We start from the raw sequence: 17,338 nt of genomic DNA on the forward strand, positions 1-17,338 counted from the left end.
ATAACTGCAATTGCATTAGGCGCCGCTAGCCGGCGCCATATTTGTTTGCAATTCATACATCTGGCGGTACTTCCCGCCAAGGCGCATAAGTTCATCGTGCGCTCCGCGTTCGACGATCTCGCCGCCATCCAGCACGAGGATCAAATCCGCGTCGCGGATGGTTGACAGTCGGTGCGCGATGATGAACGTCGTTCGTCCTCGCTTGAGCACGGAGAGCGCGTCTTGGATGAGGCGCTCTGTTTCACTGTCGATGCTCGCCGTGGCCTCGTCGAGCACGAGAATGGCCGGATCAAACGCCAAAGCGCGGGCGAACGAAATCAATTGGCGCTCGCCTGCCGACAAGGTGCCGCCGCCTTCTAGCACCGGTTCATCCCAGCCGTTGGGCAAGTGCGCGAGCAGCCGATCGGCACCGACATCGCGCAACGCCTGCTCTACCCTTGCCCGTGAGACGCGCTCGTCGCCAAGGCTGACATTCCATGCAACGGTCCCCGTAAACAGATACGGGTCTTGCAACACAATCCCCAGGTGCTGGCGCAATTGCTGCGGTGCAATGGTGCGAATATCGACGCCATCGATGCGAATCTGACCGCCCTGCGGATCGTAAAACCTGAACAGCAGATTGATGATGGAACTCTTCCCAGACCCCGTGTGTCCGACGAGCGCCACCGTCTGACCGGGCTGAGCGCGAAACGAAACGTCATTCAACACGTTATGTTCACCGTCATACGAAAAGGTCACATGATCAAACTCCACCTCGCCGCAAAAGCGCGGGATGGAGCCAAACACCGGATCGACCCCGGGCTCGTCGAGCAATTCAAATACGCGAACAGCCGAAGCGCGCGCCTGTTCCAGGTTGGCCAATTGGTTTACAACCTGCGTGATGGGTTGAAAAAGCCGGTTCAGATAATCAACAAAAGCGTATAGGACGCCAAACGAGACAAGAGACTCTAGATGCATCGAGCGCCAGCCGAAGATGGCGATGATAGCGATAAAAAACGAATTGCGAAAGACGCCGGCCAGATTAAATCCCGTCGCTGAATTTACGCGAAGCAGCCGCGTTTGCCCATCGTAATACGCTTGGTTAAGCTCGTCGAACTCGGCTTGTGTCCGTTGTTCGCGATGAAAGGCGCGAATGATAGGAATGCCCTGTATCGTTTCATTCAACATCGCGTTGATCTCGGATAAAAGAGCTCGAATCCGTACATTGACGGAGACCGTCGCCCGTCGGTATAACCAAATCCATACGATCAAAATCGGGATTAAAATACTCGCCATCAAGCCCAACCAGACGTTCAGAATGAACAGAGCGACGTAGATACCGACCATCGTCGCGATACTTGACAAGACGTTGGCGAGCACATTTACGTAAAAGTCGCGAATGGCTTCAGTGTCGTTCGTGATGCGCGAGACGACCTTGCCGGCTGGTAAGTTGTCAAAATAGCGGATCGGCAACCGATGAATTTGGTGAAATACGTCCTTGCGCATCCGCTGCAAAATCCGGTTTGCCGATACTTGTAACAAGTACTGCTGACCGTACAAAAAGATTGCGGCGCCAGCGAGCAGGCCGAAGTAGATCAAAGCCAACCGAATGACGCCCGGAATTTCGGGGCGATAAAACGAAAACAACTGTTGCCGTGTCAACGGCCTGGCCGTGATCACCAGCGAGCGACCGCCCTCCTGTTCGCGAATCTGGCCTGCCTCATTGCCTCGCACGACATGCGATACCACGCCGTCGAGAAAATACGTACGCGTGCCCACGGCCACCAGCGTATGTGGGTTTAATCGCTTGCTCTGCGCCGGCATTCGGTCGGCCCGCGCATACCACTTGCCTTCCCACTCGACCGCGCCGGCGGCTCGCGGTGTCACCTCGTACCAGACCTGCTGTATGCCCATGATGTGTCGATTGATAATGGCCTTTGCGACAAACGGCCCTGCCAACTGCGCCGCCACCGCGAGTACAAGCATGACAATCGCTAACGCGATAGCTCCCTTCGCATGTGCTGCATATTCCACAAGTCGCTTGTTTACCTGCTTTTCAGCGTTCAGATCAATCACCCCCGTTCCTCCGCCAAGGCAATGGCATCGCTGTCATCCAGTGCCTCTTCCCCGTACGCTTGCTGGCGCTCGTACTGTTGCGCGTACCAGCCTCCTTGCGCCATCAACTGGGCAAACGTACCTTCTTCTGCAATCCGTCCATCATCCATCACGACAATCCAATCGGCATGTGCGACTGCCGACATGCGGTGGCTTGCGATAAGAGTCGTTCTGCCTTGGCGAACCGAGCGGATCGATTCGATGATATGTGCTTCCGTGCGAGCATCGACGGCAGACATCGCGTCGTCAAGAATGAGAATCTCAGGATCGACGAGCAGGGCCCGCGCCAGAGCAATGCGCTGTTTCTGTCCGCCGGAGAGCGAAATCCCACGTTCTCCAACTAACGTGTCGAGGCCGTTTGGCAGCCTGTCAAGGTCCTTCACAAAATCGGCGAGGCGCAAGGCTTCCATGACTTCGGCGTCCGTCGCATCGTGCCGACCAAAGCGAACGTTATCGCGGACGCTGCGCGAGAACAGCATGGGATTCTGCGGAACATATCCCAACCAACCGTGTACGATATCCATGGCAATCTGTTCGATCCGCACGCCGCCGATGGTCAACGCACCTGTTTGCGATGGTGGGTACTCGCGAAGCAACTGGCGTAGCAATGTCGATTTTCCACTCCCTGTGCGTCCCACAATGCCTAGGGTTTCACCGCGGCGAATAACGAGTTCGATGTCTCTTAGGTTGTCTCGATCCGAAGTTGGATAGCGGAAGGTCAAGTGTTCAAACCGGATCTCCTCAGGGCGGTCAACGGCCACGGTTGACGGCGGATCGATGACATCCGGCTCGTACGCAAGGGTTTCGTTGACCCGATCCAGTGATGCGTTGCCGCGTTGCATGATGTTAATCAACTGTCCGAAGGCAAGCATCGGCCAAATCAACATTCCCAGATAGACGTTAAACGACGTCAGTTGGCCAATCGTCAGCTGGCTTTGAAAGACGAGGTAAGTTCCGTAGCCAAGGCCAATCAAATAGGTAATGCCAACAAGCATGCTGATGGTCGGATCGAACAAGGCGTCAATGCGCGCCACGGCGATGTTCTTGCGATAGACATCGGCCATCGTCGCTGCAAAGCGCTCCTCCTCGTGCTTTTCCTGCGCGTAGGCCCGCACAACACGAATCCCGGCTATCGTCTCCAAGACGCGATCATTCATATCGCCAAACGCGTCCTGCGCCAATGTGAATCGCTCGTGCAACATTTTCCCATACTTGGTCATGGCCAAGGCGATAAATGGCATGGGGACGAGTGAAAGCAACGTCAACCTCCATCCGTCCAAGGAGCCCATCGTCGCAAGAATGGTCGCGGAATAGGTGGTCGAGTCGATCAACGTCAAAATGCCGAACCCGGCGGTCTGCGAAACCGCATTTAGGTCGTTGGTCGATCTCGCCATTAAGTCTCCCGTGCGATTCTGTTCAAAGAACCGCGGCGTCATTTGGAGAAAGTGTCGCATGAGCCGCTTGCGCAGCGACAACTCGAGCACGCGCGCACCCCCGTACAACTGATACTGCCAGGTAAAGCCGCACGTATAGCTGATGACAATGACAAGCGCCAGGGCGCCTACGAGATCCCACAACGTGCCCGCCGTCATCCCCCGCTGGTTCATCAAATCGATGGCACGCCCCACGATATCCGGTGGAGCGACCTCAACGAAATTGAGGAATAAGAGCAGGCCAACGGCAATGGCATAGCGCTTTCGCTGCTGCCAGAAAAACCATCGCAACTTCCACAATACTTGGAACACGTTTCGTCCTCCTACACAAAAAAGGCATACCTGACGCGGCATGCCGTAATTCATTTGCAAACCATGCAAATGAAAAACGCGAGCCGCGTCGGAACGCGACCCGCGATATGTACTCGTTTGCTCATACTTTCGCGCAACGAGACGGAGGTCGCATTCCCGAACGGATGACCATGGGAACCAGTGCAATCGTCAGCATACGAATCATGGGAATGCACACTCCTTTCGCGTGAAGTCAGAATATAACATAACACTTTGTTTCTTCATTTGTCAATCCTGAGCAATCTGCAAAAACCGCTGGACAACGCTGGAATCGTCGTCTCGCCGCCAAGCAATGCCCAATTCGACCACTGGTGCCGGCCCTTCGATGGGTACATATCGCACTTCGCGCGCATGCACGTTTTGCGTCGCCTTTGGCAAGATGCTCACGCCCATGCCGGCTGCGACGAGCCCTACGGCAGTTTGCACCTCCGTGACTTCGAGACGAATGGTCGGACCGAAGCCGGCCGCCCGACAGAGCGTGACGACGCTGTCATATAGCCCGGGCCAGATGGATCGCGCGACAAGCACCAACGGCTCGCCCTGTAAATCCTCCATGTGGACGCCGCTTTTAGCCGCTAAGGCACTGCCAACTGGCAACACAACTACACATTCGTCCCGCCGAATTGAACACACATGCAAATCCGGATGAGCAGCCGGGGTGCGCAGCACACCGACGTCGATCGCACCCGTAAGGAGAGCTTCCATTTGCGCCGGTGTCGGCATTTCACGCAAGATGAGCTCGACGCTGGGGCAGAGTTCCTGATAACGGCGAATGACGGGTGGCAGCCAATCATACGTAGCCGACCCGACAAAGCCAACGACAAGTTTACCAACGGCGCCAGACGCGGCTCGTCTTGCCGTCTCGGTGGCCGCCTGCAATCGTGCCAAAACCTGGCGCACCTCCTGTAAGTAAGCCATTCCCGCGTCGGTCAAGCGCACCTTGCGGTTGGTTCGATCGAACAGACGCACCCCAAGTTCACCTTCCAATTGCCGGATTTGCTGACTTAAGGGAGGCTGTGTCAGACCAAGACGTTTCGCGGCGCGGCCAAAATGCAATTCCTCAGCGACGGCGACGAAGTATTCGAGTTGACGAAGTTCCGTCATCATCACCCCATTTGATGATTCGTTCTGCGACTCATTCACTTACGATTTATATATTAGACCTTCTATTCCGGCAGGCGTAAGCTTAATACGGAAAGGAAGTGTGCAACGATGCAACGCTTGACATGGATACGCAAAAAAACCGTGGCAATTGCGGTTATCATTCTGCAGATCGCAGTTTTGTACGGATTAGCTGATCTTGGCGGCTTGATCTCGAAATTGCTGCACACGCCCGTTCCCGGTAGCATTTTTGGCCTCATCATCTTGTTTTTGCTGCTGCAATTTCGGGTACTGAGACTCGACTGGATTGCTCGTGGCGGCGACCTTTTAATTCGCGAGATGCTCTTATTTTTCGTCCCTTCATCCGTCGGCATTATGACATACGGACACTTGATGTTACATGAGGGATTACAGATTTTAGTCACGATTGTTTGTAGCACAGCCATTGTCATGCTCATCACGGGCACCATGGCCGATAACATCTGGAAGGCAAGGCAGCTGCGCCGCCCTCGCCGCACAGCACATGAAGATGCAAAAGAGGTGGCATCATGGTAATGTGGCTTGGTCTCGTATCGACCTTGATTTGCTACGGGATTTGCAAAAAATTGTATCAGCGCTTTCACTATGTAGTTTTGAATCCTGTACTGACGTGCTTAGCCGTACTGATCGCATTCCTATCCCTGGCGCACGTTTCATACCATACCTACTTTGCAAGCGGCAAATGGCTGACCGACATGCTGAGTCCGGCGACGGTAGCACTTGCCATCCCGCTGTATCGAAACGTGCACATATTAAAGGCCCATTGGCTTGAGTTCCTTGTCAGCCTCGTCTCCGGCGCTGCGGCCGCCATTGTGTCGTCCATCCTTCTCGCGCGGCTCATGCGCCTAGGCGGCATGATTGAGACCAGTGTCGCGCCTAGGTCAGTGACGACTCCGATTGCCATGGACATCTCGCAAACCATTGGCGGCATTCCAACGCTTACGGCCGTATTCGTCATTATTACTGGTATTTCCGGCGTCGTCATCGGGCCCCTCGTCATCCGCTATGTCCGCATTCGATCCGCAATCGCCAAAGGTGCCATCTTCGGCATGGGATGCCATGGCATCGGCACGGCACGTGCGTTTGAAATGGGGCAAATGGAAGGTACCTGCTCAAGTCTGTCGATGGTGATTGCGGCCTTCATTACGCTGGCACTCGCCCCCAGTCTGGTACCGCTGCTTACGTAACATGCCTCGAATCACCAGTCATGTGAACCGCCAAAGCGGTGGACACTAGGTGTGAGGTGATGATACATGGGCGAACGTTCCGAGTTTACCCCCGGCTATGAAGCACCAAACAACGGCGTGTACATTGAAGTTGGAGCACACCCGGACAGCGAGGATCTACATCACCCACGGCGAGTGTATTTACACAAGGGAGAACGGTTTCCCGAAACAACCAACGACGATCGAAAGTGGCGGCGTATCAAAACGAATAAAAAACACTGACCAAAGCGATCACGAAGGGGACGGCCGCCTTGTGCCGTCACCCTTCGCCTTCCAGCCATTTGGGTTCCGAAGGTAAAGGACTCGCTTCGACGGAACGCAATTGCCGCTCGATAGCACGCGAGCGAACCGCGGCCTTGTCGATGGTGTTGCTCGCCTCTTGCAACTTTTTCTGCGTCCGTTCAAGCACATCCCCGAACTTCCCAAACTCAGATTTAACCGCCCCCAACAGTTTCCACACCTCACTGGATCGCTTCTGTATAGCCAAAGTGCGAAAGCCAAGCTGCAGGCTGTTGAGGAGAGCCGTAATCGTGGTTGGTCCCGTGATGATGACGCGATACTCGCGCTGTAAGGTTTCCCAGAGGCCGGAGCGGCGCAAGACCTCGGCAAACAACCCCTCTACCGGTAGAAACATGAGCGCAAAATCGGTCGTGAGCGGCGGCTGTATGTACTTGTCGCGGATCGATTTGGCCTCGAGTTTGATACGATTCTCCAGTGCCTTTGCAGCCTCTGTAAACATGTCGAGGTCGCCCGCTTCTTGAGCCTCCTGCAGACGCTGGTAATCTTCGAGGGGGAACTTGGCGTCGATCGGCAACCATACAGGTGCGTCACCGTCATCCTTCCCGGGCAAGCGGACGGCAAAATCGACCCGTTCTTGTGAATCTTGTCGAATGGCGACATTGCGTGCATATTGCTCGGGACTTAACACTTGCTCGAGCAGGGTCTCAAGCTGTAATTCCCCCATCGTCCCGCGGGATTTTACGTTCGTCAGCACGCGCTTTAAATCGCCAACCCCCGCCGCAAGCGACTGCATTTCGCCTAATCCTTGATGAACCTGTTCCAAACGTTCACTGACCAGCTGGAACGATTCCCCGAGGCGTCGTTCGAGTGTCTGATGCAACTTCTCGTCGACAGTCATTCGCATTTGCTCAAGCTTGTTGCTATTTTCCTCCTGCAAATAGCGCAGGCGGCGCTCCACAGCTTCGCGCACTTGCTCCAATTGACTCGCATTAAGCTGAGCCAAATCGGCGAGTTGCTTGTTAAACGAATCGAGCATGCCCTTTTGCTGTCGCGACATCTCACCGATAGCATCGATCAATGCCTGTTGTTGCAGCGTGATCGCTTGCACAGTGCTATTTGCGCCATCAGCTAGCGTGCGTGCCAGCGACTGCGAAATCCCCTGTACCTGAGCCGCCATCTCCATCCTGGCCTCGCGCGCCGATCGATTCGCTTCTTCGCGACTTGCCATGATTTCGTCGCGCAGGCTACGCTCCAGGCGTTCGAATTGAATCCCTGATTCTCGTCCATTGTTTGATTTGTTTGATAGTCCGCCTCCCCGTCCAAGCAGGAGCCAGATTAACAATACGAAATTTGCCAACGAAATGACGGCAGCGATGGTATTCAGCACGGTGTTCGCAATACCTCCCTGTACGGCGCTTTTGAATTCCATGATAGAGAGATTGCAAACTTGAAGAAAGTGCGCCGTAAAAGATTGACGAAACTATTTGAGATACAAGTTCTGAACTTGCACTGAAAAACCATAAAAAGCGATGGCCCCCTTTGGGAAGCCATCGCTTTCTCACTCACATGATGACGCTGTCGGCATTACGTCGTCCCAGCGGCCATGGCTGGTTTGACAACCAATGCGCCATCGTTGCCATCAATGCGCACCGCTTGAACGTGTTCGTGATCGATCAACAGGTCGGCGATGGGGTCTTCAACCAACTCCTGAATGGCTCGGCGCAATGGACGCGCTCCCAGCGTTGGATGATAGCCACGCGCTGCCAACACCTTTACGGCCTCCGGCGTCCACGACAACTCGACACCTTGCTCCGCCAGCCATTCCTTGCGCTCACCGAGGAATAGCTCCACAATCCGCGCGATATCGGCTTCGGCGAGCGGAGAGAACTGGACGATTGCGTCAAAACGATTCAGGAACTCCGGCTTGAAATACGCGGTCAACTGATCCGCATTCGACTCAGTTGAAACATCGTGCTTGTTTTCCCCAAGTGCAAAGCCAACCGTCGATTTGCGCTCCATGACACCTGCGTTGCTCGTCATAATGAGAATCGTATCCTTAAAGCTGACCGTGCGCCCTTGGCTGTCCGTCAAACGACCATCCTCCATGATTTGCAGGAAGATGTGTTGTACGTCAGGATGCGCTTTTTCAATCTCGTCGAGCAAGATCAGACTGTACGGCTTTCTCCGCACTTGCTCTGTTAATTGGCCAGCTTCTTCATATCCGACATATCCCGGAGGCGAACCAATCAACTTGGATACCGCATGCTTTTCCATGTATTCGCTCATATCGAGCCGAATCATCGCATCCTTGGAGCCAAACAAACGCTCGGCCAGACGCTTCGCCAATTCTGTCTTACCAACACCAGTCGGTCCGACGAACAAGAACGAACCAATCGGCCGGTCTCCCTTGCGCAAGCCCACGCGGCTCCGGCGCACAGCCTTGGCTACCTGCTTGACCGCCTGTGGCTGTCCGATGACGTATTGCGCCAAATCCTCTTCCAAGTGGCGCAATTTGGTTTGTTCATCGGTTTCTACCTTCGTCACCGGAATGCCCGTCTTCCCTTCGACAATCGCGGCGATGTCCCGTTCCGTCACGGTCGGCCGCTTGGACTGACTGCCTTGTGCCGCCAGGCTTGCCAACTGCTCGCGCAATTGCATCTCTTCCCGATGCAGTTCGGCTGCGCGTTCATACGCCTCGACGCGGGCCGCCTCGGCTTTTTCACGAGCCAATGCCGCAAGTCGTGCCTGTATGTCATCCGCGCGGCCATCGGCCTGCGCCAAGTTCGCCTTGGAACCCGCCTCGTCCATCAGATCAATCGCCTTATCGGGAAGAAACCGATCTGCGATATAACGCTGAGACAATGTCACACACGCGCGTACCGCTTCATCCGTGAATTGAACTTGATGAAATTCCTCATACTTCGAACGGATCCCTTGCAAAATCGCGATTGCCTCGTCAACGCTCGGCTCGTTGACCGTCACTGGCTGGAATCGGCGTTCTAGGGCTGCGTCCTTTTCAATTTGCCGGTACTCCTTCAAGGTCGTGGCACCGATGACTTGCAAATCGCCACGTGCAAGTGCGGGCTTCAGGATGTTACCTGCATCCATAGAGCCTTGTGCCGACCCAGCCCCTACGAGCAGATGGATTTCATCGATAAACGCGATCACGTCGTCGCGAGACTCCAATTCGCGAATGAGCCCCTGCATGCGCTCTTCAAACTGGCCGCGAATGCCCGTGTCTGCGACCAGGGATGCCACATCGATAGCGTAAATCTGCTTGTCGCGAAGCTTGCTGGGCACCTGACCTTGCACGATGCGTAACGCCAAGCCTTCGACGACGGCTGTTTTACCGACACCAGGCTCCCCGATGAGCACTGGATTGTTCTTGTTGCGGCGATTAAGAATCTCGATGGTACGCGCAATTTCCTTGTCGCGCCCGATCAACGGATCGATCCGGCCGTCGGCCGCAAGCCGTGTGAGATTGCGACCAAATTGGTCAAGGAAACCGCCGCCTGACGTTTGTGTGCGAACCTGTGCCTCGCGCGGCACACCACGAAACTGTGCAAACAAGTCGTTCATTCCGGGAATTGCCGAACCAAAATCGAAGCCGCCCAACGCACTGGGCAGTTTGTAGCCTGCTTGAACTTTCGCCATACATTCGGTGCACAGGTGCAGCTCGAACACTTGCTGATTTCGCTGCGTCCGAATGTGTGCCGTTGCGGGACGTTCGTGACATAAGTTGCATTTCATGTCGATTGACCTCCCTTATACTCAACATTTCATTCGCAATAGCTGATTCATCCTCAGTTGACCTTAACTATCTTTGACCAATAGGAAGCGTTTATTTGACTTTGACTATCCTTGACCTTATTATAACGCAACCTCGCAAACTTGCAACACATTTTTTGTGTTTTGTATGGCCGGCGAGGGATGATATCGGTATGATGAGTACATCAAAGCGAGAGGTGAAACATCTTGGTCGTGATTTTGCTTGTCGTGATCGTCATTTTGCTTGTCGTGTTGTTGGCAAGGCGAAATCAAGCTGGGAACGGCTATCGTAGAGGACCGTTTCAAAACAACGGGTTTCGCGACAACCAGTATTACGATGTGACCCCGCCGTACAGCACGCCGGGGTATACGGGCGGTTTTGGGCGGACCGGATCGTTTCTCGGCGGCATGGCGGCTGGTGCGCTGCTCAGTTACCTGTTGGAACAAGGGCGGATCGACATGATGCAATACGACATGTTTCGCCAGATGGAAGATCAGCAGATGATCAACGAGCTGATGCAGCAGAACATTATTCAGCAAGATGAGATCGATCAATTGCAGCGGGAAATTGGCATGGATCAGTACGGGGGCGCCGATTGGAACAATGGCCCTTATGACCAAGGGCCATATGGCGATATGGGCCCAAACAGTTGGGACAACCAGGTGGACTTCCCAACTAATGATGACCCGTTCCAAAACGACTCGTTCAATGATAACAATGGAGACAACTGGGTTTAACCGAAATATGTTTTGCATAAAACGGCCTTTGCTTTGCAATGTGCGCGACATCAGACTGTGGTCATCGCGCCATTCACGAAGTAAAGGCCTGTTTTCTATGCTTTGAACCACCCTGACTACATATCGTGCAAAAAAGGGAATTTATTGATATCCATCCTGCTAGTCGCGAAGGGTTGGCGTGTAACCAGCCTGTTTCAACGCGTCACACAGCAATTGAATATGGGCGTGATCGCGCGTTTCCAAATCGATCTCCACTTCTGTCTGCCCGAGATGAATGTGCGATCCGACACGCTGATGGTGCACGGTCAATACATTGGCGCGATGCCGAGCCACGATATCCAGCACATCCCGCAAGGCTCCCACTCTGTCCTGAATGGTGACCGCAAGGCGCAGGTAACGGCCGGCTTCTGTCAAGCCGTGCTCGATGATGCGTGACAACACAACGACATCGACGTTGCCGCCTGAGAGAACACAGACAACTTTCCCTAGGTTGTTCGGGATCTTTCGGAAAATCGTTGCCGCAATGCCTGCCGCAGCGGCACCCTCGGCGACAAGCTTGCAACGCTCAAGTAAATAAATCATCGCCCGCGCAATCTCATCCTCGTCCACCGTGACGACGTCGTCGATATAACGTCTGGCGAGATCAAACGTCAACGCGCCGGGACGTTTGACGGCGATGCCATCGGCAATCGTCGGCTGACCCTGGACAGCGTCGATTTGGCCTCGCTCGAGTGCATGGACGAACGATGGTACAGCTTGTGCCTGGACACCAATAATCTTGATGTCTGGACGCCGCGATTTGACCGCCAACGCAATCCCAGTAGCAAGGCCGCCGCCGCCCATCGGGATGACAATGGCTCCGACATCCGGCAGTTGTTCCAAGACTTCCAACCCTATCGTCCCCTGCCCCGCGATGATGTACGGATCGTCAAACGCGTGAATATATGTGAGACCTTCGGCGTCCGCCAGTTGCTTAGCGTGGGCGTATGCCTCATCGTAATCGTTCCCGTGCAAAACGACGCGCGCGCCATAGCGCTGCGTCGCCATCACCTTGGCAAGGCTCGCGCCTTCCGGCATGACGATCGTGCAGGGGACACCTTTGCCACGCGCGGCATACGCGACACCCTGCGCGTGATTGCCGGCGGAAGCTGCGATCACGCCACGTGCCTGTTCATCTGTGGTCAACGTGGAAATCTTGTTGTAAGCTCCTCGCAACTTAAAGGATCCCGTCTTTTGTAGGTTCTCGAGCTTCAGGTAAACATCGTTGGCGGACAACTGCGAGAATGTCTCGGAATAGTCGAGCGGCGTATACAAGACGCGATCGCGCAACCGCTCACGGGCCGCATCGACATCTGCCGCCGTTGGTGCAGGTACGTTTAACAAGTAGACCGCCTCCTTTACCTCCCGCAAACGCATGACAAGAGCGCTCGTGATACAATAGCGCCGTCAAGATGATGGAAGGTGATTGGCATGATTGAGTTCAGACATCTCCGCTATTTTGTCGCTGTCGCTGAAGAGTTGAACTTCAGCCGCGCGGCCGAGCGCTTACACATTTCACAATCACCGCTGAGTCGGCAAATCCGAGAGTTGGAAGAAATGCTAGGGTTTCCGTTGTTTGCGCGAGATCGACATCATGTCGAACTGACGGCCGCCGGACAAGTCTATTTGGAGAAAGCCCGGGAAATCCTCACTGCCACGGAACAGGCCCGACGCGAGGCCGAGCAGTTTCACGTAGGACGAAAAGGAAGCTTATCGATTGGCTTTGTTGGATCCCTGACCTATCGGGTGGCGGCCATTCTTCAAACGTTTCGCCTGCACTTTCCCGAAGTACACATCGAGTTGCGACAAATGAAAAGTACGGAACAAATGCAGGCACTCTATGATGGCAAAATCGACGTCGGTCTCGTCCGCGGAGCGGTGGCCAATCCCAACCTGGTTTGCAAAGGTATCGCCGAGGAGCCCTTGGTGGCGGCACTACCCGGTTCACACCCGCTCGCTCACAAGGCGGCGGTATCCCTTGGCGATCTCGCTCCGCACCCGTTCATTCTCACGCCGTACCGCAGCGGATCCGGTTACTACGAAATTGTAACACTGTGTTGCAAGGAAGCTGGATTTGTGCCACGAGTGGCGGTCGAAGCTCCGGAGATTTTAACCATTGTTGCGTTTGTCGCAGCAAACATGGGCGTCGCATTGATTCCCCTATCGTTCACACATCTGCATGCGGAAGGGGTCACCTACCTGCCGCTCGAATCCGCATGCACGTGGAACATTTCACTCATTGCGAACGCCCATGGCCCTAAGCAAATCTTGATTGATCACTTTCTCGCACATGCGCGTGGAGGTATCAATTTCAATGAAGATGCTCTCACGTAAGTGTCACTTCTTCTTCATGTGGCCTTCGAGCACCGTCTGTGCGATATGCGTGTCAAGGGCTTCATAATCATAATAGCGTATGGCTTCATACAGCGCCTGCCGCGTCAACATCGCTGACTCAAACGCCTTTTGTGTACCATGCTCGGCGAGTTCACGATAGACGAGCTCCACGGCATGCGCTGCGACACGTAAACTTGTTACAGGGTAAATCACCATGCGATATCCCCAAGACTGAAATTGCTCGGCTGAATAGTAAGGTGTCCGACCGAATTCTGTCATATTGGCCAGAAGCGGTGCCTGTACGCGTTTGGCAACGTACTGAAACTCCTCTTCACTCGCCAAAGCCTCAGGGAAAATGGCGTCTGCCCCTGCTTCAACGTACCGATTTGCGCGCTCAATCATCGCGTCGATACCCTCAACACTCTTCGCGTCCGAACGGGCAACGACGACCAGCGTCGGAGCGGCAGTCTTCAGCATGTGGATTTTCTCAATCATCTCGGATGGCTCAACGACCTGCTTACCGTTCAGATGGCCGCATTTTTTCGGCATGACTTGGTCTTCTATCTGCACGGCAGCTACGCGTGCCTCCACCATTTCCTTTGCGGTTCTCGCCACGTTGAGAACGCCGCCATACCCTGTGTCAATGTCGACCAACACGGGCAACCCAGAAGCGCGGACAAGATCCGCTGCACGTTCCGCCACCTCATTCGAATACACGATGCCGAGATCGGGCAATCCTCGGCTTGCCGTATACGCCGCTCCTGACAGATACAAGGCTTCAAAGCCGACCTGCTTGGCAATGCGCGCAGCCAGTCCATCGTGTGCGCCCGGAATTTTAAGTATGTCAACTTCTGAAATGCGTTTTAAAAACTGTTGTGCCAGTTCTTCCTGACTGGGCTGTTGTTCAACCAACCAGGCCACAAGCTATTCCTCCTCAAAACACGAACATCAAATGACGAACAGTTGAACAAACTCATCTACGCCCATTTCGTACAGAGATTGCGTATCAAGACATTGACCGACAATGCGATCGACGCGTTTTTGTGGAAACCGGGTCGCCAAATTTGCTCGAAATTTCTCCACAATCTTCGGAAGGCCCTCCGCACGACGCCGACGATGGCCAATCGGATACTCGCACACGACCTTCTCTGTATGCGATCCGTCGTGGAAAAACACCTGTACAGCGTTTGCGATGGAACGTTTGTCAGGATCGAGGTAATCACGACTGTATTGAACATCCTCGATGACTTCCATACGTTCGCGTAGCCAATCGATGCGCGGATCTTCTGCCGTCTCGTCCTCGTAGTGATCTGCCGTAAGATGCCCATACAAAAGTCCGATTGCCGTCATATACTGCAGACAGTGATCGCGATCCGCCGGATTGTACAATGGCCCCTTCTTATCAATGATGCGAATCGCCGACTCGTGCGTCGTAATGACAATTCGCTCGATCTCGTCAATGCGACCCGCAACCTGTTCATGCAACTGAAGTGCACATTCGACGGCTGTTTGCGCGTGAAATTCAGCTGGAAACGAGATTTTAAACAATACATTCTCCATGACATACGAAGCGAGTGGCCGCGCGAGCACGATCTCTTTGCCGCCCATGACAACGTCCTGAAATCCCCACTTTGGTGCCGTAAGCGCGTTTGGATAGCCCATTTCGTCACGGAGGGCCATGAAGGCGAGCCACACTGCACGGCTAGTCGCATCACCTGCGGCCCATGACTTGCGCGATCCGGTATTGGGTGCATGGCGATACGTTCGAAGAGGTCCATTGTCAATCCAGGCGTTTGAGACAGCATTCAACACCTGCTCCTTGTTGCCACCAAGCATCGCTGTAGCGACCGCTGTAGAAGCCACTTTGACAAATAGGACGTGATCGATCCCGCGACGATTCAAACTATTGTCCAGAGCCAGCACACCCTGGATCTCATGTGCTTGTACCATGCGCTCAAGCAACTGCCTGATGGTCAATGGTGGTTTACCGTGTAACCGATTTTGCCGGCTCATGTAATCGGCCACTGCCAAAATGGCACCTAGATTGTCAGAAGGATGTCCCCACTCTGCCGCCAGCCAAGTATCGTTGTAGTCTAGCCAGCGGATCATCACACCAATATTAAATGCCGCCTGCACCGGATCCAGTTCGTATTTCGTGCCGGGTACGCGGGCTCCTAACGAAACGCTAAAGTTTGGCACATATGGACCAATGTGTTTCGCGCACTCGGGAAACCGCAAAGCCAGCATACCCACACCGAGCGTGTCCATAAGGACGTAGCGTGCTGTTTCCACAGCCTCTTCACTTGCTTGCCCTAATCCTAGGACATAGTCCGTAATGTTGACGAGAACGTCGTCTGTGGTGCCGCGATGATTGTCATGTACTGCATCCTCTGTAGCCATACCTACTAACACCCTCCGTGTGATGAAAACCTATAGCCCGCCAATCCAGTCATCAAGTCTCGTATCGTTAGTTGTCCGCGATGATTTGTGAAACTTTATTCCCGCGTGGGCCAGTGTACAAAACGCGGGGCCTAAATAAACGATTGTGCTCCAACTGCTCCGTCACATGCGCAGCCAGTCCGACGACGCGCGCCGCAAAAAACACAGGTGTAAACAGTTCAACCGGAATGCCTAGCAGGTGCATGACAGGTGCTGCATAGTAGTCGAGATTGGGAAACAGCCCTTTCTCCTCCCGCACAATTTCTTCACCTGCAAGACACATGTGATACAAACGATCATCGCCCGAGGCCTCGGACATTTCCCTTAGTGCCTCTTTCATTAAAAGTGCACGCGGATCGCTCTTGCGCATGTAAACTCGGTGCCCAAATCCCATGATCTTTTCCTTGTTCGCAAGCTTCGTTCGGACGAGCCGTTCAAACCCTTCCACCGTTTGCGCCTCAAGGAGCATGTTCATCACGGCCTCATTCGCGCCTCCGTGTAGAGGTCCCTTCAATGATGCCACAGCACCAGTCAACGCCCCATACATGTCCGATTGCGTCGAGGCAATGACGCGAGCGGCGAACGTAGAGTTTGGCAGTTCGTGTTCACAGTAAACCATCAGTACTTGGTTATAATAGCGTTCCTCCGCGGCACTTGGCTCGCGTTTCGTGATCATATATAAGCAATTCGCGACAAACGACAAATCTGAGCGCGGCTGCACAAGGCCTTCACCGCGAGCGATGTGATAGCTGTTCGCTACGATTTGCGGTACGAGCGCAAGTAGCCGGAACGCCCGTCGCCGATTGGCCTCAACAGAAGCATTTGCGAGTTCTGGATCAAACCCTGAGAGCGCGGATACACCGGTGCGCAAGGCGTCCATCGGGTGTGTCGAAGCGGGTAAACTGCTTAAGATGGCATAAATACCTTCAGGCAGATGAGCCTGCTCCGACAACATCTGTTCAATCGTCACCCGTTCGTCAGGCGAAGGCAGTCGTCCATCCAGTAGCAAACCAATCACGTCGACATAAGACAATTGCCTAGCGAGATCAATCAAGTCGTACCCTCGTATGACGATTTCCTCATGCTCGACATCCAGATACGATATGGACGTTTCACATGCGATCACGTTCTCTAAACCTGGTTTGTACGATTCGATGGACATGGCTTCATCTCCCCATCACGAACTTACCAAGATTACTGTAACCGTTTACTCGAACTTGCGCTAAGATCCAGTGTGACTATAGTTAGACGCGGCAAACCAGATTGGGTCTCTCCTCGTACTTATCGTATGAGCCTTCAGCCTTGCGTACAGATGCACTCGGTCGGGATGAGCTTTGTGTTTTCGGGGATGTGGGCGGGGAATGCTGCATATAGCAAAACAGAGCCAGGCAACTTCGCCTGACTCTGTCCTCGCTTGCCTGGCAACGACCTACCTTCCCAGTCCCTCTCGAGACAAGTATTCTCGGCGCTGGAGGTCTTCACGTCCGTGTTCGGGATGGGTACGGGTGTTTCCCCTCCGCTATGGTCACCAGACTA

Annotated in this window: 14 protein-coding genes and 1 rRNA gene; 5 read left to right on the plus strand and 10 right to left on the minus strand. The window is 54.1% G+C overall.

Going from position 1 to position 17,338, the window contains the following annotated elements:
- Positions 1-15 precede the first annotated feature (15 nt).
- The 3 genes from BLU70_RS03645 to BLU70_RS03655 form a co-directional block, all read right to left on the minus strand.
- A complete protein-coding gene (locus BLU70_RS03645; protein WP_244885102.1) occupies positions 16-2,055 on the minus strand; it encodes an ABC transporter ATP-binding protein in 2,040 nt (679 codons plus the stop codon).
- Positions 2,052-3,839 (minus strand): ABC transporter ATP-binding protein, encoded by a 1,788-nt coding sequence (locus BLU70_RS03650; RefSeq protein WP_074692045.1) that lies wholly within the window; start codon positions 3,837-3,839, stop codon positions 2,052-2,054. Before BLU70_RS03650 ends, BLU70_RS03645 begins: the two co-directional genes overlap by 4 nt.
- A 267-nt stretch (positions 3,840-4,106) precedes the next feature.
- A complete protein-coding gene (locus BLU70_RS03655) occupies positions 4,107-4,982 on the minus strand; it encodes a LysR family transcriptional regulator (protein ID WP_244885103.1) in 876 nt (291 codons plus the stop codon).
- Positions 4,983-5,090: 108 nt separating this feature from the next.
- On the opposite strand from BLU70_RS03655, the gene BLU70_RS03660 reads away from it, so the two are divergent.
- The 3 genes from BLU70_RS03660 to BLU70_RS03670 all read left to right on the plus strand — a co-directional run bounded on the left by BLU70_RS03660 (position 5,091) and on the right by BLU70_RS03670 (position 6,466).
- Complete coding sequence (locus BLU70_RS03660) at positions 5,091-5,534, plus strand: CidA/LrgA family protein (protein WP_083341133.1); 444 nt, start codon at positions 5,091-5,093, stop codon at positions 5,532-5,534.
- Positions 5,528-6,205 (plus strand): LrgB family protein, encoded by a 678-nt coding sequence (locus BLU70_RS03665; protein WP_040288833.1) that lies wholly within the window; start codon positions 5,528-5,530, stop codon positions 6,203-6,205. The genes BLU70_RS03660 and BLU70_RS03665 overlap by 7 nt, the downstream gene beginning before the upstream one ends.
- 66 nt (positions 6,206-6,271) lie before the next feature.
- Positions 6,272-6,466, plus strand: coding sequence for a YjzC family protein (locus BLU70_RS03670; RefSeq protein WP_040288831.1), 195 nt, complete (start codon positions 6,272-6,274; stop codon positions 6,464-6,466).
- A gap of 37 nt (positions 6,467-6,503) precedes the next feature.
- On the opposite strand, the gene BLU70_RS03675 is transcribed toward BLU70_RS03670, so the two are convergent.
- Positions 6,504-7,871, minus strand: coding sequence for a DNA recombination protein RmuC (locus BLU70_RS03675; protein ID WP_244885104.1), 1,368 nt, complete (start codon positions 7,869-7,871; stop codon positions 6,504-6,506).
- 197 nt (positions 7,872-8,068) lie between these two features.
- Positions 8,069-10,234 carry an ATP-dependent Clp protease ATP-binding subunit gene (locus BLU70_RS03680; RefSeq protein ID WP_074692053.1) on the minus strand — a complete coding sequence of 722 codons (2,166 nt, stop codon included), beginning with the start codon at positions 10,232-10,234 and terminating at the stop codon, positions 8,069-8,071.
- Positions 10,235-10,465: 231 nt separating this feature from the next.
- On the opposite strand from BLU70_RS03680, the gene BLU70_RS03685 reads away from it, so the two are divergent.
- Positions 10,466-10,990, plus strand: a complete 525-nt coding sequence (locus BLU70_RS03685; RefSeq protein WP_244885107.1) for a DUF2076 domain-containing protein — start codon at positions 10,466-10,468, stop codon at positions 10,988-10,990.
- 159 nt (positions 10,991-11,149) lie between these two features.
- Here the strand turns inward: BLU70_RS03685 and ilvA are convergent, their stop codons facing one another.
- Positions 11,150-12,406, minus strand: a complete 1,257-nt coding sequence (gene ilvA, locus BLU70_RS03690; RefSeq protein WP_006446088.1) for a threonine ammonia-lyase — start codon at positions 12,404-12,406, stop codon at positions 11,150-11,152.
- Between the two features lie 54 nt (positions 12,407-12,460).
- Between ilvA and BLU70_RS03695 the strand changes: the two genes are divergently transcribed.
- Positions 12,461-13,363, plus strand: coding sequence for a LysR substrate-binding domain-containing protein (locus tag BLU70_RS03695; RefSeq protein WP_143027474.1), 903 nt, complete (start codon positions 12,461-12,463; stop codon positions 13,361-13,363).
- 3 nt (positions 13,364-13,366) lie between these two features.
- Here BLU70_RS03695 and prpB read toward each other — a convergent pair whose 3' ends face one another.
- From prpB to rrf, 4 genes are all read right to left on the minus strand, one after another.
- Positions 13,367-14,284 (minus strand): methylisocitrate lyase, encoded by a 918-nt coding sequence (prpB, locus tag BLU70_RS03700; protein ID WP_074692058.1) that lies wholly within the window; start codon positions 14,282-14,284, stop codon positions 13,367-13,369.
- 27 nt (positions 14,285-14,311) lie between these two features.
- Positions 14,312-15,763, minus strand: coding sequence for a bifunctional 2-methylcitrate dehydratase/aconitate hydratase (locus BLU70_RS03705; RefSeq protein ID WP_074692061.1), 1,452 nt, complete (start codon positions 15,761-15,763; stop codon positions 14,312-14,314).
- 67 nt (positions 15,764-15,830) lie between these two features.
- Positions 15,831-16,964, minus strand: coding sequence for a citrate synthase (mmgD, locus tag BLU70_RS03710; protein ID WP_074692064.1), 1,134 nt, complete (start codon positions 16,962-16,964; stop codon positions 15,831-15,833).
- A 254-nt stretch (positions 16,965-17,218) separates the two neighbouring features.
- A 5S ribosomal RNA gene (gene rrf, locus BLU70_RS03715) occupies positions 17,219-17,335 on the minus strand.
- Positions 17,336-17,338 lie beyond the last annotated feature (3 nt).

It is taken from the genome of Alicyclobacillus hesperidum (genome assembly GCF_900107035.1).
Taxonomy (GTDB): domain Bacteria; phylum Bacillota; class Bacilli; order Alicyclobacillales; family Alicyclobacillaceae; genus Alicyclobacillus; species Alicyclobacillus hesperidum.

Bases quoted from the DNA above. Each gene is read 5' to 3' on its own strand.
- mmgD (WP_074692064.1), bottom strand. From the start codon at position 16,964: ATGTCCATCGAATCGTACAAACCAGGTTTAGAGAACGTGATCGCATGT.
- BLU70_RS03655 (WP_244885103.1), bottom strand. From the start codon at position 4,982: ATGACGGAACTTCGTCAACTCGAATACTTCGTCGCCGTCGCTGAGGAA.
- BLU70_RS03705 (WP_074692061.1), bottom strand. From the start codon at position 15,763: ATGGCTACAGAGGATGCAGTACATGACAATCATCGCGGCACCACAGAC.
- BLU70_RS03665 (WP_040288833.1), top strand. From the start codon at position 5,528: ATGGTAATGTGGCTTGGTCTCGTATCGACCTTGATTTGCTACGGGATT.
- ilvA (WP_006446088.1), bottom strand. From the start codon at position 12,406: ATGCGTTTGCGGGAGGTAAAGGAGGCGGTCTACTTGTTAAACGTACCT.
- BLU70_RS03660 (WP_083341133.1), top strand. From the start codon at position 5,091: ATGCAACGCTTGACATGGATACGCAAAAAAACCGTGGCAATTGCGGTT.
- BLU70_RS03680 (WP_074692053.1), bottom strand. From the start codon at position 10,234: ATGAAATGCAACTTATGTCACGAACGTCCCGCAACGGCACACATTCGG.
- BLU70_RS03695 (WP_143027474.1), top strand. From the start codon at position 12,461: ATGATTGAGTTCAGACATCTCCGCTATTTTGTCGCTGTCGCTGAAGAG.
- BLU70_RS03670 (WP_040288831.1), top strand. From the start codon at position 6,272: ATGGGCGAACGTTCCGAGTTTACCCCCGGCTATGAAGCACCAAACAAC.